This window comes from Litchfieldia salsa (assembly GCF_900104555.1).
Taxonomy (GTDB): domain Bacteria; phylum Bacillota; class Bacilli; order Bacillales; family Bacillaceae_L; genus Litchfieldia; species Litchfieldia salsa.
Genome location: NZ_FNJU01000001.1, coordinates 607946 through 633418, shown reverse-complemented (window position 1 = coordinate 633418; position 25473 = coordinate 607946). Strand labels below are relative to the sequence as shown.

Annotated in this window: 21 protein-coding genes; 20 read left to right on the top strand and 1 reads right to left on the bottom strand. The window is 34.9% G+C overall.

Annotated elements, in window-relative coordinates; translation table 11 throughout:
• Positions 1 to 454: 454 nt before the first annotated feature.
• Positions 455 to 1507 carry an iron-containing alcohol dehydrogenase family protein gene (locus tag BLQ56_RS02775; RefSeq protein WP_090849660.1) on the top strand — a complete coding sequence of 351 codons (1053 nt, stop codon included), beginning with the start codon at positions 455 to 457 and terminating at the stop codon, positions 1505 to 1507.
• A gap of 75 nt (positions 1508 to 1582) precedes the next feature.
• On the opposite strand, the gene BLQ56_RS02770 is transcribed toward BLQ56_RS02775, so the two are convergent.
• Positions 1583 to 2575, bottom strand: coding sequence for a MerR family transcriptional regulator (locus BLQ56_RS02770; RefSeq protein WP_090849658.1), 993 nt, complete (start codon positions 2573 to 2575; stop codon positions 1583 to 1585).
• Positions 2576 to 2992: 417 nt separating this feature from the next.
• Between BLQ56_RS02770 and BLQ56_RS02765 the strand changes: the two genes are divergently transcribed.
• From BLQ56_RS02765 to BLQ56_RS02680, 19 genes are all read left to right on the top strand, one after another.
• Complete coding sequence (locus BLQ56_RS02765) at positions 2993 to 4396, top strand: NCS1 family transporter (RefSeq protein WP_090849656.1); 1404 nt, start codon at positions 2993 to 2995, stop codon at positions 4394 to 4396.
• Between the two features lie 80 nt (positions 4397 to 4476).
• Positions 4477 to 5862 (top strand): allantoinase, encoded by a 1386-nt coding sequence (locus tag BLQ56_RS02760; RefSeq protein WP_090849654.1) that lies wholly within the window; start codon positions 4477 to 4479, stop codon positions 5860 to 5862.
• A 186-nt stretch (positions 5863 to 6048) separates the two neighbouring features.
• Positions 6049 to 7269 (top strand): YecA family protein, encoded by a 1221-nt coding sequence (locus BLQ56_RS02755; RefSeq protein WP_090849652.1) that lies wholly within the window; start codon positions 6049 to 6051, stop codon positions 7267 to 7269.
• Positions 7270 to 7427: 158 nt separating this feature from the next.
• Complete coding sequence (locus BLQ56_RS24005; RefSeq protein WP_274380193.1) at positions 7428 to 7553, top strand: hypothetical protein; 126 nt, start codon at positions 7428 to 7430, stop codon at positions 7551 to 7553.
• A gap of 147 nt (positions 7554 to 7700) precedes the next feature.
• Positions 7701 to 8321 (top strand): DUF3298 and DUF4163 domain-containing protein, encoded by a 621-nt coding sequence (locus tag BLQ56_RS02750; RefSeq protein WP_175490167.1) that lies wholly within the window; start codon positions 7701 to 7703, stop codon positions 8319 to 8321.
• 198 nt (positions 8322 to 8519) lie between these two features.
• Positions 8520 to 8900: a GntR family transcriptional regulator gene (locus BLQ56_RS02745; protein ID WP_090849650.1), complete on the top strand. Its 381-nt coding sequence runs from the start codon at positions 8520 to 8522 to the stop codon at positions 8898 to 8900.
• A 3-nt stretch (positions 8901 to 8903) separates the two neighbouring features.
• The gene (locus tag BLQ56_RS02740) at positions 8904 to 9593 is read left to right on the top strand and encodes an ATP-binding cassette domain-containing protein (RefSeq protein WP_090849648.1); all 690 of its coding nucleotides are present in this window, start codon (positions 8904 to 8906) and stop codon (positions 9591 to 9593) included.
• A complete protein-coding gene (locus tag BLQ56_RS02735) occupies positions 9590 to 10423 on the top strand; it encodes a hypothetical protein (protein ID WP_090849646.1) in 834 nt (277 codons plus the stop codon). Before BLQ56_RS02740 ends, BLQ56_RS02735 begins: the two co-directional genes overlap by 4 nt.
• A 12-nt stretch (positions 10424 to 10435) precedes the next feature.
• Positions 10436 to 11647 (top strand): hypothetical protein, encoded by a 1212-nt coding sequence (locus BLQ56_RS02730; protein ID WP_090849644.1) that lies wholly within the window; start codon positions 10436 to 10438, stop codon positions 11645 to 11647.
• Between the two features lie 266 nt (positions 11648 to 11913).
• Complete coding sequence (locus tag BLQ56_RS02725; protein WP_090849643.1) at positions 11914 to 12456, top strand: RNA polymerase sigma factor; 543 nt, start codon at positions 11914 to 11916, stop codon at positions 12454 to 12456.
• Positions 12457 to 12609: 153 nt separating this feature from the next.
• The gene (locus BLQ56_RS02720) at positions 12610 to 14892 is read left to right on the top strand and encodes an ATP-dependent DNA helicase (protein WP_090849641.1); all 2283 of its coding nucleotides are present in this window, start codon (positions 12610 to 12612) and stop codon (positions 14890 to 14892) included.
• 245 nt (positions 14893 to 15137) lie between these two features.
• Entirely contained in the window at positions 15138 to 16076 is a 939-nt protein-coding gene (locus BLQ56_RS02715; RefSeq protein WP_090849639.1) for an SGNH/GDSL hydrolase family protein, read from the top strand.
• Positions 16077 to 16089: 13 nt separating this feature from the next.
• On the top strand, positions 16090 to 16701 hold the full coding sequence (locus BLQ56_RS02710; protein WP_090849637.1) for a YpmS family protein: 612 nt from the start codon (positions 16090 to 16092) through the stop codon (positions 16699 to 16701).
• A 265-nt stretch (positions 16702 to 16966) separates the two neighbouring features.
• Positions 16967 to 18094: a sugar ABC transporter substrate-binding protein gene (locus BLQ56_RS02705; RefSeq protein ID WP_090849635.1), complete on the top strand. Its 1128-nt coding sequence runs from the start codon at positions 16967 to 16969 to the stop codon at positions 18092 to 18094.
• A gap of 168 nt (positions 18095 to 18262) precedes the next feature.
• Positions 18263 to 18667 carry a response regulator gene (locus tag BLQ56_RS02700; RefSeq protein ID WP_090849633.1) on the top strand — a complete coding sequence of 135 codons (405 nt, stop codon included), beginning with the start codon at positions 18263 to 18265 and terminating at the stop codon, positions 18665 to 18667.
• Positions 18668 to 18871: 204 nt separating this feature from the next.
• Positions 18872 to 19870, top strand: coding sequence for a sugar-binding protein (locus tag BLQ56_RS02695; protein ID WP_238457146.1), 999 nt, complete (start codon positions 18872 to 18874; stop codon positions 19868 to 19870).
• Entirely contained in the window at positions 19863 to 21302 is a 1440-nt protein-coding gene (locus BLQ56_RS02690) for a sensor histidine kinase (RefSeq protein WP_090849631.1), read from the top strand. The genes BLQ56_RS02695 and BLQ56_RS02690 overlap by 8 nt, the downstream gene beginning before the upstream one ends.
• Positions 21303 to 21316: 14 nt before the next feature.
• On the top strand, positions 21317 to 22885 hold the full coding sequence (locus tag BLQ56_RS02685; protein WP_090849629.1) for a response regulator: 1569 nt from the start codon (positions 21317 to 21319) through the stop codon (positions 22883 to 22885).
• A gap of 158 nt (positions 22886 to 23043) precedes the next feature.
• Entirely contained in the window at positions 23044 to 25437 is a 2394-nt protein-coding gene (locus tag BLQ56_RS02680) for a glycoside hydrolase family 3 N-terminal domain-containing protein (protein WP_204381057.1), read from the top strand.
• The last annotated feature ends 36 nt before the right edge of the window (positions 25438 to 25473 follow it).

Here is a 25473-nt window from a genome sequence, read left to right as displayed (position 1 = left end):
GGCCTCTCCCACGTAACGGCAAACATACGCTAAGGATTGAGAGAGTTCACAAGCTTGATTCTGTAAATTTGTTAATCCTCTATTTCTTTATGACTTGTTATCATCCTTTGATATTATATTCGTAATAATTGTACCATAATATTCCATTAAGGTTGACAATAGATTTTTGTGCTGTTAAAGATTATTGTTGATTTTATAATGTGAAGGACTGGGGAACTATAAATCTTGTAACGATCAATATACTTAGTTGAACACAGGTTTCAAATATGTTCTTTTGACTTCAGATAGAATATCCGATTACAAGATTTAATCCCAAAGGCAGAATTACAACCACATAATCAGACCAATCTTGGTCTGGGAAGAACCTAGATAGGCTGAGGGGATAATTGATAAGTATAATGATTTAAACTAGACTGTTTTCATGTATTGATTAGAGTATGAAAGGACTGATAAAATGCAAAAACCAATAACGAATATTCCGATTCCAGCGATTTTAGAGATTGGGTCTGGAGTGGTATATCAGCTTGAACATATTTTGAAGAAGCATGGTTTTACAAAGGTAATGATGATTTTTGATGATTTTATTTATCATACATACGGAAAAGAGATGATTCATTCTTTCAAATCTATAAATATGACGATTGAGGTTTTACCATCGAGTCTGAAAATGGATGACCTTTTTAATAAAGCTTTTTCAATGGAAGGCTTTGATGTAGTCATTAGTATGGGTGGTGGAACGATTGTAGATTATGGGAAATATATAGCGTTTCTAAGAAGGTTTCCTTTTATAAGCATTCCTACGTCACCTTCTAATGATGGTTTTGCGAGTAGTAATTGCTCTATTGTAGTTAATGGTAAGAAAACAACGGTACCAGCAAGTGTGCCTTATGGGATCATTGCAGATTTAGATATTCTAAAGCATGTACCAGACTATTTAATTCTAGCTGGAATTGGGGACCTGATGTCTAACATCACTGCATTGTATGATTGGGAGTTTGAAGAGAAACAAGAAAGAAGTCATGTTAATGCATTTGCCTATATGATGAGTAAAAAAGCTGTAAATAGCTTTATAAGAACTCCAATGGATGATATAAAGAAAACCATTTTTATGAAGGAATTGGTTAGTTCATTAGCAATGGGGGGAATCTCTACCATCATAAGCGGTAATAGTTCACCGATTAGTGGATCTGGACATCTAATTTCACATGCGCTTGATAAAATTTCGGTGAAACCTCAAATTCACGGTATTCAGGTGGGAGTCGCAACTTATATCATGTCGAATGTTCAGGAGCATAGAGCAGAACGAATGAAAAAAGTGTTTGAGAGAACAGGTTTTTTTAAGTATGTGAAAACATTAGGTTTAAAGAAAGAAGAGTATATTCAGGCAGTTGAACTTGCACCTAGTATAAAACCGAATCGATATACGTACTTACACGACGAACTATATAGAGATAAAGCCATTAAATTTATTCATACGGATGAAATAATGAAAGCGATTTTGGTTTGAGAAACGGGGACGGTTCTCGCGCCCCATAATTTGAAAGATGATACATGAGAACCGTCCCCGTGCACCATTGCACCATTACCAGAATTTCCACCAACGATTTTTTTCTTTGGAGGCTGCGACTTGTCGGAAGTTTGTTACAAGTTCCTGAAATACTTCTTCACGATGGTGTAGGGTTTCTGTGTATTCTTTTAGTTCATGGATGGTTTGATTGATCTGGCTAATTTGTTTTTGTTCATTTCCTAGTGATTTCGAGAACTCGTTTAGTTCATGTCGCATATCACCAATTGAATTGTTCACTTTTGACAGGGTTCTTAAGTTGTTTGAAGTAGTGGCTTTGATTGATTGATCAATCTTTCTAGATAGTTGTTCAGAAGTTCGTTCTGAATCTTTCGCAATGTTGGATGATAGAATTTCTAGTTGTTCATAAGTGCCCTGCGAATCGTTCGCAACTTGAGATGAAAGGGTTTCGAGTCTTTCGGAAGTGCGTTCTGAAGCCTCTTGAATACTATCAGATAACACTTGTACTTCAACCTTTCTTTTATCATTGGAACGTTGAATCGATTTTGAAATTCCTTGAACTGTATGTAAAGAATTATTTACAAGCTCATTTTTTATTTCGTCGACGATCTCATTTTTATTATGTGCCATTTCTGTCTTGATTTCCTGTAATAACTGTTGTTTAAAAGCTTCCATTCGGAGATTCATTTCTTCAATTTGGTTCTCTTGTTGAACAGGGGGTTCATTGGAAACAACCTGAACTTCATGCTCGTTAGTGCTCGCGTGTGAGGGTTCGAAAGCTTCTGAACTAGGTTCTGAAGCTGATTCAAGATGCTTTGCTAATAATGATCGTATCAAATTTTTATGAACCTTTTGATCGCGCATTTCTTTTATTTTCTGAAGTAAAGCGATTTCTGTTTCTGTATAAAATCTCGCACCTTGTTTTGTACGAGGGATGATAAGTAATCCGTTTAAATCTTTCTCCCATTGTCTAATTGTGCCAGTTGGTGTGTTGATCATTTCAGATACTTCGTTAATGGAATATGCTTTTAAAAATTGAGTAGTAGTCATATATAAGTCCCTTTCCTTTCACTGTGAAATCAGTAGTAGTTTGATATGACTATATTCTCCAAACATAGAGTCCTTTTCCTTCAAGGTGACAAAAGCTATCAAAAGAAGTGGTCGTTCTACAAAAGTAGCTATTAAAAGAGAGCGCTCTCGAACAATTTCTTCTATAAAAATGAGGGGAACACAATCAGGAGTTAATTGATATAAATATTTTGTAATGACTCATAAAATAAATGTAGAGAAAAAAACATCTGGAAACCCCTCCAGATGTTTTTTGTGTAAAAGCTACAAAGAGAAATCTAAAAATTAACAATTTTTCTAATGTATTGTAAATATATTTCAATTAAAATGTTGATGTAAGGTTTTTTAACATTACTTGTTACTAATGATTACATAAAATATTTTAAAGGGGGATATATAATGCAAATAAATTCTAGTTTACTACCAATTATGAATGAGAAAAACCGAATTCTTGGTCCGAAATCCTATGTCGCAATGTGGTGGGGCGATGCGGTTATGGTTGGATCCTTTATGTTAGGTTCCAGCTTAATTCCCCCATTCGGACAATTGAATTTAACACAAGCCTTTTTAGCATTAATTTTGGCTAACGTTTTAGCTGCTTTATTATTTGCATTGAATGGGAAGGTTGGATGGAAGCATGGAATTCCGATGGTTGTTCAACTTCGATCTTCTTTTGGGCCAATAGGAGCAAAGGTTCCTTCATTAATGAGGGCAGTGCCGGCTTTGTTTTGGTATGGTGTCCAGTCATGGCTTGGAGCTATGGCGCTAAATCAAATATTTACAGATATTATTGGGTTTAACAATGTATGGGTTTGGTTTTTCGCCTTCCAGGCCTTCCAAATTTATTTATCTGCTAAAGGGATAAAGTCGATTAAATGGATTGAAATTGTTGGTGCAATCGTGATTATGCTTGGAGTGATCTATTTAATTTTTCTATTCCTTGACACTTTTGGTTTTGAAGTACAAGAAACAACCAATATTGATGGCTCGTGGGGAATACCATTCTGGTTGGCTATGGCCGTATTAATTGGTCAGTTCTCAGCATTACTATTGAATGTTTCAGATTATACCAGATACTTTCCTCGTAAATCATCTGGTAAAACGTTTATAGGATCACATATTGTTGGAATCGTTCCTCCTATGATTTTACTTCCTTTTGTTGGGATACTTGGAGCTGCAGCGGTAGGAATTTGGAATCCTGTTGATATCATTTCTCGACACATTTCTAATTTATTTGCAAGTATCGTTATCTTACTTTTTATTGCAATCGCTCAAATTACGACCAATCTGGTTGCAAATATAATGCCGCCAGTACTAGTGGCGATGGAATTATTTAAAATTTCGTGGGAAAAAGCGTGTGTGATTGTAGGTGTTCTCGGGGTGTTTACTTGCCCTTGGTGGATTATGACAGACTCTGCTTTTTTAATGTTCATCTCAGTTGTTTCAGCATTCTTAGGTCCGATTTTTGCCGTTATGGTAGCCGATTTTTATGTGATTCATAAAGGAAATTATAATGTTGCTAAATTATATGAAGTAGAGAATTTGTTTAAGGCATTTAAAGGATGGAACCCTGCTGCATTTATTGCCATTGGAGTTGGAACGGTGTTTTCATTTATAAATGTTGACTTGTCTTGGCTCCTTGGTATCATTCCAGCAGCAGTTGTTTATGTGGTTGTTATGAAGGTGTGGGTGGTGAAGCATGAACGCTACGTAAGTGAAGGGATGGAACAAAGTTTCAAGAATACGAATCATCTAGATCTAGAAATTCAAGAAGACGTCCTCCAAAAAACAAACACTCTATAAATTTTACTAAGAGTCAATTTATTGTATCTATAAATCTACGAATCTAGTGTAAGTAATTTATTTGAAGGGGTGAGCCTAGTATGGAACGGTTAGATGTACTTCTGAAAAATGGCAAAGTGGTGCTTCCAGATGGTGTGGTTGAAACAGACATTGGAATTAAAGATGGGAAAATTGTACTTATACAAAAGGGGATATCAAATGAAGCGGCCATGGTATGGGATGCTCAAAGTCAATATATCTTCCCGGGAATGATTGATGTACATGTCCATTTTAGTGAGCCTGGTAGGGAGCATTGGGAAGGGTTCCATACTGGTTCACAGATGATGGCAGCAGGAGGTTGCACTACATACTTTGACATGCCTTTAAACGGAATTCCGTCAACTGTGAATCGAGATGCTCTAATGCAAAAGGCCGAACTTGGTCAGGAAAAATCCTATGTGGATTTTAGTTTATGGGGTGGACTTGTACCAGGAAATGAACAGGATTTAAAAGAACTTGCTGATTCTGGAGTAATTGGATTTAAGGCATTTCTCTCTACCACTGGGAATAAAGAATTTGAAGCAGTTGATGATATCACCTTATTGCATGGGATGAAAAGCATAGCAAAGCTTGGGAAAGTGTTGGCCCTTCACTCAGAAAGTGCTGCAATCACAAATTGGTTAAAAGATGAGAAGGAGAGGGAAGGCAAGGTTAGTGCTGATGATTATTTAGAAACACGCCCTATTATTGCTGAAGTTGAGGCGGTTGAACGAGCGATTTATTACTCAGAAATTACAGGATGTTCACTACATTTTGTTCATATCAGCTCGGCCGAAGCTATTGATCGAATTGAAAAAGCAAAACAAAGAGGAATGGACATTACGGTTGAAACATGTCCACATTATTTATTGTTCCATCATGAGCATTTGAAAGAGTTGGGCACGATTGCAAAATGTGCGCCACCTTTACGAGAAGAAGAAGAGCAAAAGAAATTGATAAAGTTATTAATCAACAATAAATTTGATATGATCTCCTCAGATCATTCACCTTGTCCATATGATTTAAAGGATCCAAATGTATACAATTTGTTTGAAGCGTGGGGAGGGATTAGTGGAGGTCAATTTTCACTTTTATCGACAATTGAACTTGCAATCAAACACAACATTCCATTTGAATATGTAGCAAAGTGGACGGCATCCTTCCCTGCAGAAAGATTTGGTCTTTCACAATACAAAGGGAAAATTGTTGAAGGAGCGGATGCTGACTTTGCTATCGTATCACTGAAGGAATCTCACACGGTTACAGAAGAAAATTATTATGCTAAGCATAAACAAACCTTATATATGGGACATAGCTTCCCTTGTAAAATTGTAGCAACCATTAATAATGGAAATCTCATCTTTAACGATGGAGAAATAGTCGTTGATCAACCGGTTGGTGGTTGGGTAAAGCCTCGTAATAAAAAAGTAGAAAACATCACACTATAAGCTTTTATAGTCTACTAATTCAAAACTAATATTGAGTTAAGAGTCATGAATATAGCCAAAATATTCATGGCTTTTTTGGTGTTGAAACAAGGCGGCAACATACAAATTCTATCAATCTATGTTATAATATTTAGCTTGTAAGGTTTGTTCAAGAACCGTCCCTATGTTTTTGAAAAGGAGATTCAAATGGAAAAAAAATTAGAAGGAATGCTACTTAGAGCATTAAAGTATTCAAAAGCCCAGACTAAGAAGGCAGAATTAATGAGAGAGACTCGGTTTTGGAGGAAGAGTTTTCCGTCATTTGAACTTGGAAATATGTTAAGTTTGTTGACGAAGACTGAGCTTGATGACATACGAAAAAACCTGAATATATCTGGAGTAAGTAAGCTCAAAAAAGCTGAGCTTGCTGACGTACTTGAAGAGGCAATTCCTGCTCATTTTAAGCAAATCATATTGCTTTTAGACCAAGAACGTTACGATCTATTACAGGAAATGAAGAATAGTGGATATGTGGTTGTCGATCAAGATTTTCCGATTAAGAAAGCTGAAGCGCTATTGAAATATGGACTTGCCTATCCTGTTAAGGATGGAGATCGCAAGCTATTAACGATGCCACCGGAACTAGCGGGGCTTTTCGAAACCTTTGATCGAAATGAAATACAAACGGTGATTGACCGGAATACCGGATGGATACAGTTAACTTTCGGGATGGTTTATTTCTACGGAGTCATTGAAACTTCTCTTGCTATTAAGAAAACAGAGAGTCTCATGAAGAGTGAAGTAAAAGTCGCTGATTATATGAATATCGTTTCTGTTGCATGTGACTATTATAATCAAGTAAAGTATAGTCCTTATAAGCTAACAGCCTACGAAATATTTAACGGTGGAGAAATTCTAGATGAACAACAGAGTAGGAAAACAATCGATTATTATCCTTTTACAAAGAAGGAGCTAATCCAAGCTAGTAAGCCAGGATATGTTGATTTCTCGAAAGAAATGGAACGTTTATTTCAGTTTTTGAAAGAAGGATATGATCTAACAGATCATGATAAAAATAAAATCGCATCAGAATTAATTTACATTATCAATAATGAAGTGAATCCTACAGCTGTCATGGATTATCTGCAAGAACTATTTGAGTTTCCGTCATTTGAATTTCTACAGCAGTTAACAGAGCGTATCGTGAATGTGTCTAATAATACGAGACAATGGGTGTTAAAAGGACATACTCCTAATGAGCTATCACAAAAAGAAAAAAAACATTTACATCCATTAAATATTCCAACTAATGAGCCAAAACTAGCGAAGTCAAATGTCATTAATATTAAAGACTATACAAAAGTAGGGCGTAATGATCCGTGCGTTTGTGGTAGTGGTAAGAAATATAAGAAGTGTTGTATGAAGTAAGCGTTGGAGTGGATCCAACGCTTTTTTTTATTCAAAAAAAGTTTTAAATGGAATGAAATATAACATTGATTGTTAGAAAAAAAGAAAACTATTGACTTGCACCTTTATTTAGAATATTATGATAATTAACATAACATCAAATTTAAGGGGTGTTTAAAATGAATGGCTTACTACACTTTATTACATTATTTTCAAAAGGTGAAAAGGATGAGACGTTTTCAATCTATTTATCAGAGTCTTTTACAGGCAATGAAAAATATTGGAACCCTAAATCTAATAATTGAAACAATATAGTCATTAGATGATTGTTAGGATAAGCTAGTCCTTTTTAACACCCTTTCTATGTTTAAAAAGCCTAAGCATTATTTTCTTTTGGTACCTTTACCTAAAGTTGGAATAAAGTGAAGTAAAAAGACAAAGGGTGGATTTAGGTGAGTCATTTTTTTCCAGTAAAGATTAAAACGGCGAAAGTTAGTAGGGGGTCGAAAAAGAACGTTTTCTATCCCCATGTATTTGGAATGTATGATAGAGCATTTGAAAAGTTCATCAATCAATCCATTGTTCATGAAGAACAGCAACTCATCAATAAGCAAGTCGGGGAAATGCCGACAACAGTGGATGAAATGCATGGTTTATATGAAATTAAAAACAATCAGCGTGAAGTTCTAAGCCTTTCACTCTCTAATTATACGTATCATCAGCAAGCTGCCCATGGAATGACATATATAACCTCGTTAACGTTCGATTTGAAAAAGAGAAAGTTATGTGAGCTTAAAGATTTGTTTAAGCCAGGAAGTGAATATGTAACTAAAATCTCAACTCTCATAAAAGCACAGATAGAAGAACGTGATATCCCGGTTCTTAATAACTTCACAACCATTCAACCAAATCAAGACTTTTACATTGCAGACAAAGCACTTGTCATCTACTTTCAACTATACGACCTCACTCCCTATGTCTACGGTTTCCCAATGTTTCCAATTTCAGTATATGATTTACAAGATATCATTGATGAAAATGGTCCGCTTGGAAGAATGGCGGTTAATGATTAAACAAATTCTTTGTATTAAAAACTTAATGATATTTATAACAAAAAGCACCCTTAAAGCTTGTTCTATAGGGTGCTTTTGTTGATTCATGAAAAATAAAAAAGTAGTTTGACAAGTTTAGTGTATTAACCATATAATACAGTGTATAGTGTATGAACTAGTTAATACACACACTTCGAATGTCATATAGGAGTTGTTTAGATGAATGTGAATTTTAATAATCGTGATCCGGTCTATTTACAGATTGTTCGTTATTTTAAAGAGAAGATTGCTATTGGTGAATTGAAGCCTGGAGAGGAAATTCCGTCGAGACGGGAGTTGGCCAATAGGATGAAAGTGAATCCTAATACCGCGCAAAGAGCGTACAAAGAAATGGAGGAACAAGGATTGATTTATACGGAGAAAAATCATCCAAGTAAAATTACGACAGATAACAAGGTATTAGGTATGGTGAGGGAGGAGCTGCTTGTAGAGGCAGTTGACGTGTTTGTGACATCTGTTCGGTCGATTAATGTACCAGTCGACGAACTGCTTGATTTGGTTAGAGTAAAGTACATCGCTAACGATGATAAGGAGGCTTAAAACATGATTGAAGTAATAGAGGTTGAAAAGAGATTTGGACGCAAGCAAATATTAAAAGGTGTATCGTTTACTGCAAACAAGGGTGAAATTACTTGTTTAATAGGAATAAATGGGGTTGGAAAGACGACAATCTTAAATGCAATTATGGCACTTACACCGATTAATAATGGACAGATATTAATCGATGGGAAACCGTTAGATAAACACTCATTTGAAAAAATTACTTTTATTCCCGATGCCATTACAATGCTCCCACAGATGAAAATAGTAGAGGCAATGGAGTTTATGAATGATTTTTATACGTGTTGGAATCAGAAACGGGCGACAGAAATACTAGGTTTTTTCAGATTAAATTTAAATGATAGAATCTCTTCTTTATCAAAAGGAAATACAGCAAAGGTCAATCTATTACTTGGATTAGCCCTTGATGTGGATTATGTGTTAATGGATGAACCATTCTCGGGAATTGACATGTTTAGTCGAGAAGAAATTGCAAATGTGTTCACAAGTCATTTGATTGAAAATCGCGGGGTAATCATTACTACACATGAAGTAGGCGATATCGAGCATTTAATTGATAAGGTTGTTCTATTAGATAACGGTGTTGTGACAAAGGAATTTAGTGCAGAAGAAAAACGTGAAAACGAGGGTAAGTCTGTCATTGATGTGATGAGAGAGGTGTATCAAAGATGAGTAATTACTTGAAACTAGTAAATTTTGAGTTTAATCGTATTGGAAAACTATTTGCAGTTCTACTAGCAATAACATTTATTGTGCAGATTGTCGGAGTGATTGTGCAATCAAAAAGTTATTTAAACAGGGCGAATGAAATGATTTATAAAGAGATGATGCCTAAAGCGGAGTTTCTGGAAAGTTACGGTCAAATGAGTTTTTTAGAAGTTGTATATAGTGTGTGGTTTATTGGTCCAATTGCATTATGCATCGCTGGTGTAGGTTTCTACATTTTTCTTATTTGGTATCGAGATTGGATGGGGAAAAATACATTTATATACCGATTATTAATGCTTCCAACAACAAGGTTGAATATCTTTTATGCGAAAATTACCAATATCATGATCATGACATTTGGGTTGATTGCATTTCAACTAGTTCTACTACCGATTGAGAACTTGGTTATGAAAAGTATGGTACCTAAAGAATTCAGGGCAGATTTGACAGTAAGCGAAATTGTCACTAGAATTCCGGAATTATCGATCATTATTCCAAGTAGTATGATTGAGCTTATTGTATATTATGGAGCAGGATTATTAGCTGTTGCCATTTTATTTACTGCGATCCTAATGGAAAGAAGTTTCAGGTGGAAAGGGATTTTTGCTGGACTTATTTATATAGCAGTCGCTGTAATCCTTACAATTTCACCATTACTATTACAAGCATTTGTTTTTCATGGGTTTTTCTATCCGATTGAATTATTTATCCTTGAAATCGTGTTTGGGTTAATTGTACTAGCAGCATCTATTTGGACGAGTGGATTCTTATTAACAAAAAAGATCACCGTATAAGGAGGGTTTATAATGAAAAAATACTGGAAACTGACGGCTATCGTCGCTGTTATTGTGATTAGCATTGGAACGTTCTTTGTAAATTCTGCCCTGTCGAAGGAACAATTCCCAGAGTTTGTGATTCAAACCGAGAGCGGTGATGAAGATGAGATAAAATCATTGGTATTAGAGGGATCTTATGAAGAGAGTTCCTCGATGTATTATGCCTATACGAACGTGAATATCTCCGCAGGAGGTTCTACTTACAAAAGTCATTCTTTTTTAGATCTTGTATTCGGACATACTCCTACTTTAATTAAGGAGTTACAGAAAGAATATCGGACCTTTATGAGAGGAAAAACTGCATGGGTAAACTTATACTTTGAGGACGATCAGTTTTTGGCTTATGCAGATGTAGAAGATGGCTCGTTTAGTTCGAGAGATCATAAGTTAACTATTTCTGTGCTAAACAAAGAGGAGGGACATACAGCTTCCTTCAAGTTAGCAGTCCCAGGTGGTAATGAAATAGAGCATCTTTTTGTAGAAGATGTACAACTAGTTCAAGGAGAGTTATTCATTATTACACATAACGTGATGAGAAAAAATTATGATGAAAAACATATCTATACAGTTAATCTGGCGAATAAAAAAATAAGCAGTCATGAAGCTATTATTGGGGCACCAACTCAAGGGCAAAGTGAAACATATTTTACTTTACAATTAATTGGGTCAAACCCTACAAGAGCGAATGAGCAACTTATTTTTGTGAAAACGGAAGTAAAAGTGATTGATGATATGGAATCATATAGAGAAGAAGAGATAGATCAAGAAATCATCTCCTACAACCTAGCAACGAAAGAAAAAGAAGTCATTAATGTGCCAGATTTAAGTTTAAATGAGAACCAACTTAGTTTCTTTGATGGGTCTACTATTTATTTCATTAGATCGGAAGGCGAAAAGTACGTAGTGATTCCTTATAGTTTAGTAGACGATCAAGTAGGCAAACCGTTTAGTATCCCAATATTAGGAGAATTGAATGCTGAGGGTCAAATAGTAACGGTCAAAGACGATAAATTATATATTGTTTCCTCTCAAATGAGTCCAAGGTTTGATATGACAGGGAATATCATTGTTGCGGATGTATTGAAAGGTGAGATTCTTTTCAAAGGTCAAATAGCTTTAAAAGATTCATCGAAAAGAGAGGGTAACTTCGAGCTATACATTCATGAAATGTTTGTGAATTAAAAAGAAGTGTCAGAAGGGACGTTTCGGGACGGTTCTCGTGTGCCAAGACTGTATGTCGAATGAGACATAGAGCATGTTCCTTTTTTCTGTTGACACAAAAAACACGAATAGTGTAAAATTACACTAAAAGGAAAAGTTTGGTAATTTTTATCTTAATAGTTTGAAAGAGGCAAAATCAGAGGGACGCTTCAGAATAGAGCAGGATAAACGTCGATCTGAGTCTGATGTAGCAAGTATTTCTATGACAGAAAGGGTGGTTTGTGCTAATGAAAACAAAAGATAATAAGTCCATTCTTCTAGAGAATGTTGCTCATCAGACAAATGAAACAAAAGTGAATGAGCTTTATGAAGAATATAATCAGAGATTATACAGATTGGCACTTTCTTATGTGAAAGATCGATATCTAGCAGAAGACCTTGCACATGACATTCTTGTAAAATGTTATATCACTCGTGAAAAGTTTAAAGGGGAGTGTTCCTTTCATTCCTGGATGTATCGAATTGCGATCAATCATTGTATTGATTTTTTACGAAAAGGGAATCGTCATCGTGATATGCTTCATGAAGAGATTGAGCGATTTAATGATCAGGAAATGTGTACACCAGAATCTGAGGTTATGACAGGTTGTGAAAAAGAGGAATTAAGGGACAAATTAAACCAGCTCCCCAATAAATATCAAGAAGTCATTACGCTCTTCTACTTTCAGGACCAATCGTTGAAAGAAATGGAGAATCGATTAAATATTAATCTTTCAACGATTAAATCTAGACTGTTTCGTGCAAAGCGAATGTTGAGGGAGATGTACTAGATTAGCAAGGAATTAGGCACCATCTTTATGTTGGTGTCTTTTTTGTGTAGGATCATTCTTTTGAAGAAAACCACTTACTCAATTTTCCCTTTGCGTACGAGGGTCAAACCCTGTACCATTATAACTAATTGAATCTAGGTGATAGGTGATAAAATGAGAACCGAAATAAAGCTCTCTGTTCGTTCATTAGTTGAATATGTATTTCGTAGTGGAAGTATTGATAATAAATTTCGAACGGTAACAACGCTTACTGAAGGAACAAAAGCTCACAAAGCGATACAAAGTACGTATAACGAACATGATCAGAAGGAATTGTTTCTGAAGACAGAGATTGAACATGAAGAGATGTTGTTTATGATTGAAGGACGATGTGATGGGGTGATTTTTCGTGATGATACGATTCTGATTGATGAGATTAAATCTACCTCAAGGGATCTAAACGGAATCGAAGAGGATACATCTCCTGTACATTGGGCACAGGCAAAGGTATATGCTTATATGTATGCAAAGAATCATGATCTGAAAAAGATGAATGTTCAGTTAACCTATGTGCAAGTGGTGACAGAGGAGCAAAAACAATTTCAAAAGAGTTTTACCTTTCAAGAGCTTGAACGGTTTGTTAAAGATCTAGTGAAGGATTATACACCATATGCATCTCTTCTTCATAATCATCGAAATCTTAGAGATCAAAGTATAAAAGAATTACAGTTTCCTTTTGAAAAGTACCGAGAGGGTCAGCGAAAATTTGCTGGTGCTATTTATAAGACAATCTCAGAGGAAAAAACTATTTTTGCAAATGCACCTACTGGTATTGGAAAAACGATTTCAACCATCTTTCCAGCGGTTAAAGCAATAGGTGAAGGCAAGCTTGAACGAATGTTTTATTTAACGGCTAAGACCATTACAAGACAAACCGCAGAAGAAGCTTTTTCACAAATGAAAAATAAAGGATTATGTATGAGTGCTGTTACGATTACGGCCAAGGATAAAGTCTGTTTTAAAGAAGAAACTCGTTGTCAGAAGGACTATTGCGAATTTGCGAATGGATATTATGATCGAATCAATGAAGCCTTTCTTGACATTTTTTCTAATGAAACGTTCATTAACCGAGCTACGATTGAGACCTATTCAAGAAAGCATACCCTTTGTCCATTCGAATTTTCCTTAGACTTGGCCTTTGTAGCTGATGCGATTATTTGTGATTATAATTATATCTTTGACCCGAAAGTATCACTTAAGCGATTCTTTGATGAGCATAAAAAATCAACAGCCTTACTAATTGATGAAGCACATAATCTAGTAGATCGTGCGCGAGAAATGTTTTCAGCAGAGCTTCACAAATCAAGCTTTCTTACATTGAAACGTGAATATAAAGGGACAAAACTGTATGATTCTATTAATAAGATTAACAAATATTTTATTGAAGTTAGAAAAAAGTGTTCTGATAAGGGACAACTAGTTTCGAAGAATGTAGAAGAGGACCTAGTAGAATTAATCGAGGAATTCGTTCATCATGCGGAGATTGAATTATTGCAGCCAACAAAATTAGATGAGCAAGCATTGTTAGTAGATACTTACTTTGCTTCAACAGGATTTGTTCGAATAGCGAATCTCTTTGATGAACGTTATGTTACCTATGTGGAAGTAGAGAAAAGTGAGGTTCTACTTAAGATGTTTTGTTTAGATCCCTCTCATCTTTTGCAGCAGGTTAGTAAAAAGTTTCATTCGACAATCTACTTTTCTGCCACACTCTTACCACTTTCATATTTTCTAAATATGCTTGGAGGAACACCAGAGGATTACACCATTTCGATACCTTCTCCATTTGCAAAAAAGCAGACCGAGGTATTCATTCAACCTTTATCAACACGATATCATGATAGAGACCATACGAAGAAACCAATAATTGAAATGCTCGGTTCGCTCGTTTCTAAAAGACAAGGAAACTATCTTATTTTCTTTCCTTCATATAAATATATGAAAAGTGTGTATGAAGAATTTACAGCGATGTTTCCAACGATTTCAACAATCACTCAAAATCACAGTATGTCAGAGGATGAACGAGAACAATTTTTACTAGCGTTTAAAGAAGGAAGCACTGAGTCACTCATTGGTTTTGCTGTATTAGGTGGGATATTCTCAGAGGGTGTTGATTTAAAAGGAGACAGGCTAAATGGTGTGATTGTTGTTGGAGTAGGCTTACCACAGCTTTGTCTAGAACGAAATGTGATAAAGGACTATTTTCAAGAAACCGGAAAAAATGGCTATGATTACGCATATGTCTTCCCTGGAATGAACAAGGTACTGCAAGCTGGGGGAAGATTAATCCGATCTGAGGAAGATACAGGTATCATTGTACTAGTGGATGACCGTTTTTTGACGCAGAAGTATCAGGAGCTATTGCCAGAGGAGTGGAGGGAGTTTGAGAGGGTTTAATCACTACAATCGTGTGTATTTGAAAATAACAATGAAACCATAGGAACCAGTGTCCTATGGTTTTTATGTTATTGCTCTTGTAAAGTGTGTAACATATCGCTTTTAATAATATTCCACTATGTATCATAAAAGAAGTTTCCAATAATATCCCTTACTTTATCATTTAATGAATGAATGATAAAATAACTTATTAGCTTTTTATTATTTATAGATAACGATATTCATATAAATGGGTGGTGAATTACTTGAAGGGTAAGAAAGTATGGATCATTTTTTCTAGTCTTATATTAGTAAGTTTCATTCTTTATTTATTTCTTCCGGTGTTTAATCAGCCAAAGGTAGAAACTGTCAGTGTTGTAGAAAAAGTGAATGATGAAAGAATAGAGAGTCAACCGGCTGAAACGATTGAGAAAGAAGAGGTACAACAAGAAGAGGCTATTATTATAAATAAACCAGTGTCAGCAGCGATTAAGGAAAAAGTCAGAGCAATCATTGAAGGTGCAATAGAGTTTTTCAGTCATGATAAAAAAATCATCTCGATTGGTGATTCACTTACACAAGGAGTCGGAGATGAAACTGAGAGTGGCGGTTATGTTGGGGTTTTAAACCATACATTTGAAGAAAATAACATCAATATTTCAATTGAGAACTTTGGTAAAAGAGGGAATCGGACAGATCAATTGTTGAAAAGGTTAGAAAAAGAAGAGATTGCGTCTGCTATTAAGGATGCTGATATTGTCTTAGTCACAATCGGTGCGAATGATATTATGAGAGTCGTAAGAAATAATTACACAAACCTTAGTATTGAGCCTTTTGAAGAAGAACGGGTTGAATATGTTAAGAGATTAAAAGCTATTTTTACTAAAATAAATGAATTAAATCCAGATACCGAAATTTACTTGATTGGCTTTTATAATCCATTTGAGCGGTTCTTTGGTGATATTGAACAATTAGAAATGATTCTAACGAATTGGAATACTGCAGGAGAATTAGTAACTGAGGAGTTTGAGAATGTAAACTATATTCCTACAGAAGACTTATTTTCCGATACAACCATTAATTTATTGGCTGATGATAATTTCCACCCAAATACAAGTGGTTATAAACTAATAGCACAGCGTGTTCTTGAATATTTAAATGAATATAATGAAGAAGCGGATTTACCAATTGAAGATAGCGAATAGAAGGTGAAAGTAAATGGAGATACGCCTAAAGGCAAAATTATCATGGAAACAATTATTTCTAGGCTTAGCTGGATTAAATGCAGTGTTATTAATCTTTTTCTTTATCTTTTTGCTATGGCCTGTAACAAAAACGGAAAAGCCTACTAAATCATTTATCGAAGAAGAACCAGGAGCTGAATTTACGGTCCATTCAAGTAAGCAAAACTTGAATGAATTGGTTAATGAATATGTAGATAAAATCATGAAGGATACAGAAGATAAGTATACGGTTATCTTTGATGAAAAGGTTCAGTTATTAGGTTCAATCGAAGCCTTTCAAGCTGATATTCCAATTACCATTACACTAGAACCTTCTGTTCAAGAAAATGGAGACCTTGTCTTGTATGCCGAGGACATGTCTTTAGGATTATTAAAACTGCCAGAAAAGAAAATCCTAGAATATGTGAAGAAAGAACTGAATGCTCCTAAATGGGTGGAGATTGACCCGAAAAATCAACTAATCTATATAAGCGTGACACAGATGGATGTCAAAAGTAACTTCAAAGTTAAGGTTCAAAGCTTTGATTTGAAGAATGATCATATTACGTTTAGGATTAAAGTACCTAATAAGACGTTAGGTTTATAAGTAAACACATGTTAAAGGTAATAAATAGAATAGAAGTTTTAAAGGGAGGAGATCACAACAATGTGATTTCCTTTCTTTTATTTATAGAATTATAGTCCCCCTTTTAATCGGGTAATTCCAGATGATAAGCAACCTTCATCAAATCAAAAAAGATAAAAAAATATAGGTAATACCAAAAGAATGCTAATTGTTAACGCTTTCAAGTGTTCTTATTAGTCATATAATAAAACTTGTAAATATACAAGAGACTGAAAGGGGAATTCGAATGAAGAAGGTGTGGAAATCATTATCGCTTTTTCTAGTAGTAACTTTGTTAGCTGGTATGCTGGCAGCATGTAACAGTGGAGAACAAGTCGGAGATAGCGGTGCTAGTGACAGTGGGGTTAGTGTAGGAATCGTATTACCAACAAAAGATGAACCAAGATGGGTACAGGATGAACAAAGATTCAAAGATGCATTAGCAGATTCTGATTATACAACAGAGATATTGTTCAGCCAAGGCTCTTCAGCAAAGGAAAAAGAGAATGTTGAAACCTTGATTAGTAAGGGTATTAAAGTGTTAATTATTGCTCCTCATGATGGTGCAGCTGCTGGTGCTGCAGTTGAAGCAGCTAAGCAAGAAGGTATCACAGTTATTGCCTACGACCGCCTAATTACTGAAACAGATGCGGTAGATTATTATGTTACATTTGATAGCATTGCTGTAGGTATGGCTCAAGCTCAATATTTAGTTGATAATGCACAAGGTACGAATGTTCCATTATATCTGTATGCTGGTGCTGCTTCTGATAACAATGCCTTTTTATTCTTTGAAGGAGCGTGGAGCGTGCTTCAACCTAAAATTGCTGATGGAACGTTTGTAATTGCAAATTCAAGTGAAGCTGTAACTTTACAGGATAAAGCAGAGCTTTCTCGTGACGAAATGGGTAAGATTCTTGGACAAGTGACAACAAACTGGGATCCAAGCGAAGCAATCAATAAAGCTCAAACACATTTAACAGCAGTCAGTGAAGACATGAAAGGTAGTGTAGCCATTTTAGCACCGAATGACGGAACTGCTCGCTCAATCGCTGATACGTTTGTTTCAGACAATGTAATTACTGATTTTACTATAACTGGCCAAGATGCTGAGAAAGCATCGATTCAATACATTATTGATGGAAAACAATCAATGACAGTATTTAAGGATGTTCGCACCCTTGTTAAAGATGCTATGGGCATGGCTATTGATATCCTAGATGGTAATACTCCTGAAACGACAGGTAGCTATAATAACGGAAAGACAGATGTAAAGGCTAAACAAACAGATGTGATTGTAGTCGAGCAAGAAAATGTGAAAATGGAACTAATTGATTCAGAATATTATGAGGCTAGCGAATTTACAGGTCTATAAAAGTTGATTGAAAAGATAATGGAAAGAAGTGATAGAGTCGTCTATCACTTCTTCCCAATTATTCAGAAGTTTGGTTTTTGAGGTAATATGAATTACTCATGTTGTTATCTCATAATAGTAATAATTTACTGTATTTCTTGATATAACCCAAAATAAGGAGGCATAAATATGATCAAGCTCCTGATTGTGGATGATGAACAAATTGAGCGGGATGCAATGAAAGCTATACTACAAAGGTCCTTTCCACAACTCATCATTGAATTAGCGAAAAACGGAAAAATTGCAATAGAAAAATCACAAGTATTCAAGCCAGATGTCATGTTAATGGACATAAAAATGCCAGGGATGAGTGGACTTGAAGCAATAGAACGAATTAGTGAAGATTCTTCCAATATTAAATTTATTATGGTAACTGCTTATGATTCATATGATTACGCTCGTTCTGCGATAAAACTAGGAGTAAGAGATTATCTACTGAAACCTAGTAAGTTAAGTGAAATTAAAGAAATTGTTGGTAAGGTGTTAAATGAAATAGAAATTGAACGAAGCAAGATGAACCAGTTTACTAATTAGAGAGGACACCCAAGAGGTATAAACTTTTTCAAAGTAGTCGAAGTAGGTAGGAAAATGTCGATATATTTAAAATGTAGTTTGAAAGGGTTTTCAAAGAAAGTTTAGAATAATTATATAATTAGACTTATTTTTGAAATGTTAGTTATAGTAAGGAAATTCAGAAAAGGTCGAATTAAAAAATAATTATTGTGAGGTTGAGAATGTTTGAGACATCTTTCAAAACTAATTTTTTTAACTGGAATCATTTTGTTCTTATTTACATTTTCGATTGCTGTTTACTTCTCGCAAAGAATGAATAATTACGGTGAGACTTCTGTAAATAGTAAAATTCCTAATTATAAGTATCATTTTGTTCTTGTACCCGAAGAGGTTGATAATGATTATTGGAGATTGGTAGAAAAGGGGGCCCAGGAAGCTGCCAGGAAAAACCATGTGTTATTAGAGTATGTAGGTCCGAAACAAGGGAACATTGATGAGCATTTAAAAACGCTTGAAAAAGCAGCTGCCTCTAATGTTGATGGCATCATTACACAAAGCTTAAATGAGGAGGAATTTCCACCTCTTATTGATAGTTTAATAGATCAGGGAATCCCTGTAGTTACCATTGATACTGATTCCGAAAACAGTAAAAGAATTTCATACATAGGAACAAATAATTATTATTCAGGTTTTATTGCTGGGACGAAATTGATAGAGGATACAAAAGGAGAGGTGAATGTAGCAATAATTACTGGTAACTTTCACTCTTCTAATCAAAGCTTGAGAGTAGATGGATTTAAAGAAGCAGTTAAGCATGAGGAAAGAATAAAAATCGTTGCGATAGAGGAATCAAAAATTTCTCAAATCCGTGCTGCGGAAAAAGCGTACCAAATTCTTAACGAATATCCTCAGGTAAATGCTTTTTTTGGTACTAGTGCTCTTGATGGTATAGGTATTGCACAAATTGTACAACAGTTGAACCGAGATTATATCTACATTATTGGGTTTGATACATTGAAAGAAACCATCGAATATATAAAAGATGGAGTTATAAATGCTACTGTTTCACAACAACCATTTGAAATGGGCTATCAGTCTGTAGAACTTATGGTGCAACTGTTAGAAGGGAAAAAGGTTCCAGAAATCAATTATACAGATACTTTAATCATCCAAAAAGAAGATTTATCTTCAGATAAACAAATAGGTGGAAACATCAATGATTAGGATCCGAACTAAACTACTACTCTATTTTGGAGTTATTCTACTATTAGTGAATGGTGTTATTTATTATCTTTATGATAGCAGTGAAAATATTATGGATGAATATGATAGTAGCTTTCACCGATTCCTACTTCTAAAAGAAATTTCACAACAAACAAATGAAATGACAGAATATGTTAATGGTTTCATTGTAGAAAAGGATCAGGTTTTTATAAATGAATACAAAGAAAATCTTTATGCATTACAAGAGAACAAAATACGCCTTTCTTTAGAGGTGGAGAATGAAAATAACTATGTTATTTTAAGAAATTACCAAAACATGATAGAAAGCTTTGTTAAGGAATGTGAGTCTACAATAAAAGCATTTGAACAGGGAAATATTGATCAATATTCATATCATTATAATCAGTCAGTAAAAATTTCTGGTTTTATTTTAGAATCAACTCTTTCTCTGATTAATAGTGAACTAACAGACTATCAGAACTTCTATGATGAATTATCACATAGAAATTCGAATTACCAACTAATGGGCATATTTTTAGTTGTTTCAATTTTTATTTTTTGCACGTTACTAGCAATCCTTATATCCAGGGGAATCACAAAGCCAATTCATAAATTAGCCCTTGCAGCTGAAGAGATATCGATAGGTAAATTTTCTGGAGAGGATATTAAAACAAATTCAAATGATGAATTGAAACTATTAACGGAAACTTTTAATGAAATGCGCAAAAATATTAGGGACCTTGTCATTGAAATTAAAGAACAGTCAGAATTAGATACCCTGTTGAAAGAACTAGAACTTAAGAGTCTACAAAATCAGATTAATCCACATTTTCTATTTAATACGTTAAATATCATAGCAAAGTTAGCATATTTAGAGGACGCAAATCAAACGAGTAAGTTAATTGAATCTGTGTCATTTCTTCTCCGATATAATCTCGCTGATTTAGAGAAGCCAACGACCTTAAGGGATGAAATTAAACTTGTTGAAGAGTATTTTACCATTCAACAAACAAGGTTTAGTGATCGTATTGTATTTGAAATGGATATTGATGATCAGTGTGTTTATCAACTCATACCAAGAATGACACTTCAACCTATTATTGAAAACGCATTTATTCATGGGCTTGAAGACTATGAGGAGGGGGCCCGATTATTACTTACGATCTATCAAAAACAAGGGAGAACAATTATTGACATTATAGATAATGGCGTAGGGATGGATGAACAGACAAGACAGAAATTGTTAAATTCTTTAAATAATGAGGAAGAAACAGGAAAAGATGTTCACAAATCTGGACACTCAACCGGAATCGGAATCAAAAATGTCATTAAACGTTTGGAAATTTATTTTAAACATAAAGAAATGGTTGAAATAGAATCGGAGCTAGGAAAGGGAACTCTCTTTCGAATAAAACTTCCTATGACAAATTAAGGGGATGGTGTAGCATGCGGTTAATCATTGTTGATGATGAGGAGTTAGAACGAAAAGGGTTATCAAAGATGATTCAGAGAGAAATGCCGGAAATTACCATCTTGGGTGAAGCAAGGAATGGTCGAACTGCAGTTGAACTAGCTGAAAAACTTCATCCTGATGTGATGCTGATGGATATTAAAATGCCCGGAATGGATGGGGTAGAGGCAGTCAAAATGATTCGAGAAAAAAATAAGGATATTAAATTTATAATGATTTCAGCTTTTAATACATTTGAGTACGCAAAAGGGGTTATGCAAGAAGGTGTAAAAGAATATATCCTAAAACCGAGTATGAAAGACGATGTAATTGGGGCTTTAAGGCGTGTGAAAAAGGATTTAGCTGAGCATAAGAAGAATCTAGAGATTGAATATAAATATAATACCGCTTTATCTCTAATGGAATCAGGGTGGCTTTCGTCGTTATTACTTGAGCAAGTAGAAGAAATGTATTTACAGGAATGGAATAAGCTCTTAAATATTGAAGCAGTCATGGGGTGTATCATTTTATTCTCGTTCAAAGGGAAGAACATTTTAATAGATAAAGAGATGAATAAGGTTTTTTATAACTGGTTGAAGAAAAAACAAAAAGATATGGATGATGATATTGTTGTTGGCCCAATGATAGATGAAAAGGTACCAGTGCTACTACTAGTGAAAAAAACAACGAGAGATACAAAAGTTAAAGCATTTGCTAGATCATACTGTCGTTCAGTAATCAATCAGTTTAATGAACAATTTTCTGAAGCATCTCTTAAAGCGGGAATTGGTCTACCATATCAGAAAAGCGAGGACTTTATTAAATCCTATCACGAAGCAATTATCGCATTTGAACAAATACGTGAAAGCGAAGTTTCCTATGGAATAATATCTGAGGAAGTAGTAGAGAAGGTGAATAGACAAAATATATACGAAAAAGAAAATGAACTATTAGAGCTCATAAAACTAGGTGATAGAACGAAATTGCTTCATGAATTTGAAATCTATTTTGATGGATTACTCGATCAAACAAATGGAGAAATCAATCAGCTTGTTCAGGCTGTTGAGGAGTTTTTTGTTGTTATTTCTCGTGATTTATATAATTTTGGTTACAAATTAGAGTTAAAGGCATTGCATCATGAGATACATACAAACAATGAATTAAGAGAAGCTTCAAAAGAAAGAATTTTGGAAATCCTTATGCATGTTCATGTATGGAAGAAGTCTCATCTAAAAGGAATTATTCATAAGGCAAAGGAATTTATTGATCAAAGATTTGGGGACACAATTACGTTGGAAGAAGTAGCAGATTATGTGAATTTAACTCCTTTTTATTTTAGTAAAATCTTTAAGGAAAAAATGGGCGTAACTTTTATTGATTACATGACCGATGTAAGAATTAAATTTGCAAAAAAAGAAATGATTATGACAGATAAAAGCCTAAAGGAAATTTGCTTTGATTGTGGCTATAAGGACCCGAATTATTTCAGTCGTGTATTCAAAAAGAAAACAGGAGAAACTCCGAAAGACTATCGACAAAAATATGTAAAAATTGAACATTTATAGATTTCTACATCAGTTTTTTACACAATCACAAAATTGTACTAGTAACAACAATATAGTGAGGGTTTTTAACAAACAAATAGTAGTAGAACTCTATTAAACTAAAAAATGTGAACGGTTACATTTTTGAGAAGTGATACAAAGACGAGAGGGGTAAAGATATGTTAAAAAAGTGGAAAAAGAAGAGAAGAAAGTTACTAGCAATTGCTTTAGCAACAGGAGTGATCGTTTCAGGGGTGAACCTGGATTTAACATTTGCTTCTAACGCAAATGGCAATAAGACAGTTGTTACACAGCAGTCTGTGAGCCAGCAACAGGTTCCACAATTGGTAGACGCTGCTTCTATTAATGCTGTTATTGCCGCAATGACAGTGACAGAGAAAGCAGCAATGGTGGTTGGTGCGAATTCAGTGGCTCTTGATCCTGTGAATGGAGAAATTATCGGAACACAATCACGAAAAGTACCTGGGGCAGCTGGACAGACACAGGCTATTCCTCGACTTGGAATTCCTTCAATCGTCTTAGCTGATGGTCCTATGGGAGTTCGAATTAATCCAACTAGAGAAGGTACAGATCAAACATTCTATGCAACAAAGTTCCCTTCACCTAATGTACTTGCGTCTTCATGGGATACAGAGTTAGTGAATAAAGTTGGGGTAGCAACAGCAGCTGAACTTAAGGCATATGGAATTGATCTTCTATTAGCACCTGGAATGAATATACAAAGTTATTTATTAAATGGTAGAAACTATGAGTATTTTTCAGAGGATCCACTGGTAACAGGAACTATGACAGCCGAATTTGTAAACGGTGTTGAGGATAATGGAGTTGGAACAACAATTAAGCACTTTGCTGCTTATAATCAAAGAACAAACAATAATGGAAATATGATTATAAGTCAAAGAGCGTTACGAGAAATCTATCTTAAAGGATTTGAAATCGCAGTAAAAGAATCTCAACCTTGGGCAATCATGGATTCTTACAATATGATAAATGGAACCTATGCAACTGAAAATAAGGATTTATTAACAAGTGTATTAAGAGAAGATTGGGGCTTTAAAGGCTTTGCGATGACAGACTGGGAATTCGGTGCAAGAGACATTGTTAAGCAAATTGAAGCAGGTACAAACCTACTTATGCCAGGAAGCTTAAACCAGGTTAATCGTATTATTGCTGCAGTGAATGATGGTAGTCTTGATGAAAAATATCTAGACCGTAACATTAAGGAGATTCTTAACGTAGTTATTGAAACTCCAACCTTTAAAGGGCATGTAGCAACCAATACTCCAGACTTAGAAGCTGGTGCAAAGATTGCTCGACAAGCAGCTGCTGATGGTATGGTACTTCTGAAAAATGAAGAAAAGGCACTACCTATAGCAGAAAGTGTAAGCGTTTCATTGTTTGGTACTCCTACTATTGAAACAATGACAGGAGGACGTGGAAGTGCATTAGTATACGCTCCATATCAAATTGGTATTCCTGAAGGTCTTAAAGATGCAGGTTTAACAATTAATGAAGAGTTGTTAAGCAAGTATGAAACTTATGTAGATGAATTAAGAGCGTCAGATGAGTATAAACAAACACCAGGAAACTTTTTTGTCTCAACCTTTCCAACTCTTCCTGAAATGGATGTAACACAGGATGCTATTGCTGCCGCTGAAAGTACAGATGTAGGAATTATCGTTCTTTCTTCAGAATTTGGTACTTATGGTTCTGACCGTTCAAAAGAAGATTTCTACTTATCTGAATCAAAATTAAAAATGATTGATGACGTATCAAAGGCATATCGTGCACAGGGTAAACCAGTTATAGCCGTCCTTAATGTAGAGGGACCTCTTGAAACAGCAAGCTGGGAAGATAAAGTTGATGGTATTGTCCTTTCTTGGCAGCCAGGTCAAGAGTTGGGTAATGCAGTAGCAGATATTTTAACTGGTAAAGTGAATCCATCAGGAAAACTTCCACAAACATTCCCAGTTGATTATGAGGAGCTTCCTTATGCTGATCGTTATCCTGGTGAAAACAATGAATTTACTTATGAAGAGGATATTTATGTTGGGTATCGCTACAATTCTACCTTTGGATTAAAACCTGCATATGAATTCGGTTACGGTCTGTCTTATACAACATTTGACTATGACAATGTAAGAGTGAATCGTAACGGAAGCTTTAAGGACAAAATCACTGTATTTGCAACAGTTGAAAATTCAGGTGATATTACAGGTCGTGAAGCAGTTCAAGTCTATGTTTCTGCGCCAGACGGAAAGCTAGAAAAACCTGAGTTAGAACTAAAAGCATTTACAAAAACAAAAGAGTTAAAACCTGGTAAGAAAGAAAATCTAAAGTTTGAATTAGACTTAAAAGAATTAGCTTCCTTTGATGAAGAAAAATCCGCTTGGGTTGTTGAAAAAGGAACATATGAAGTTCTTGTAGGTGCTTCTTCAGAAGATATTAGAGGAACTACTTCATTTAAAGTGGATAAAGATATTTTAGTAGAAACGGTGAATGATGTTCTAGAACCTCAGGTTGAAATAAACACACTTTCAAAATTTAATTAAATGTTAAGAAAATAAAGGAAGCTTAATAAGGCTTCC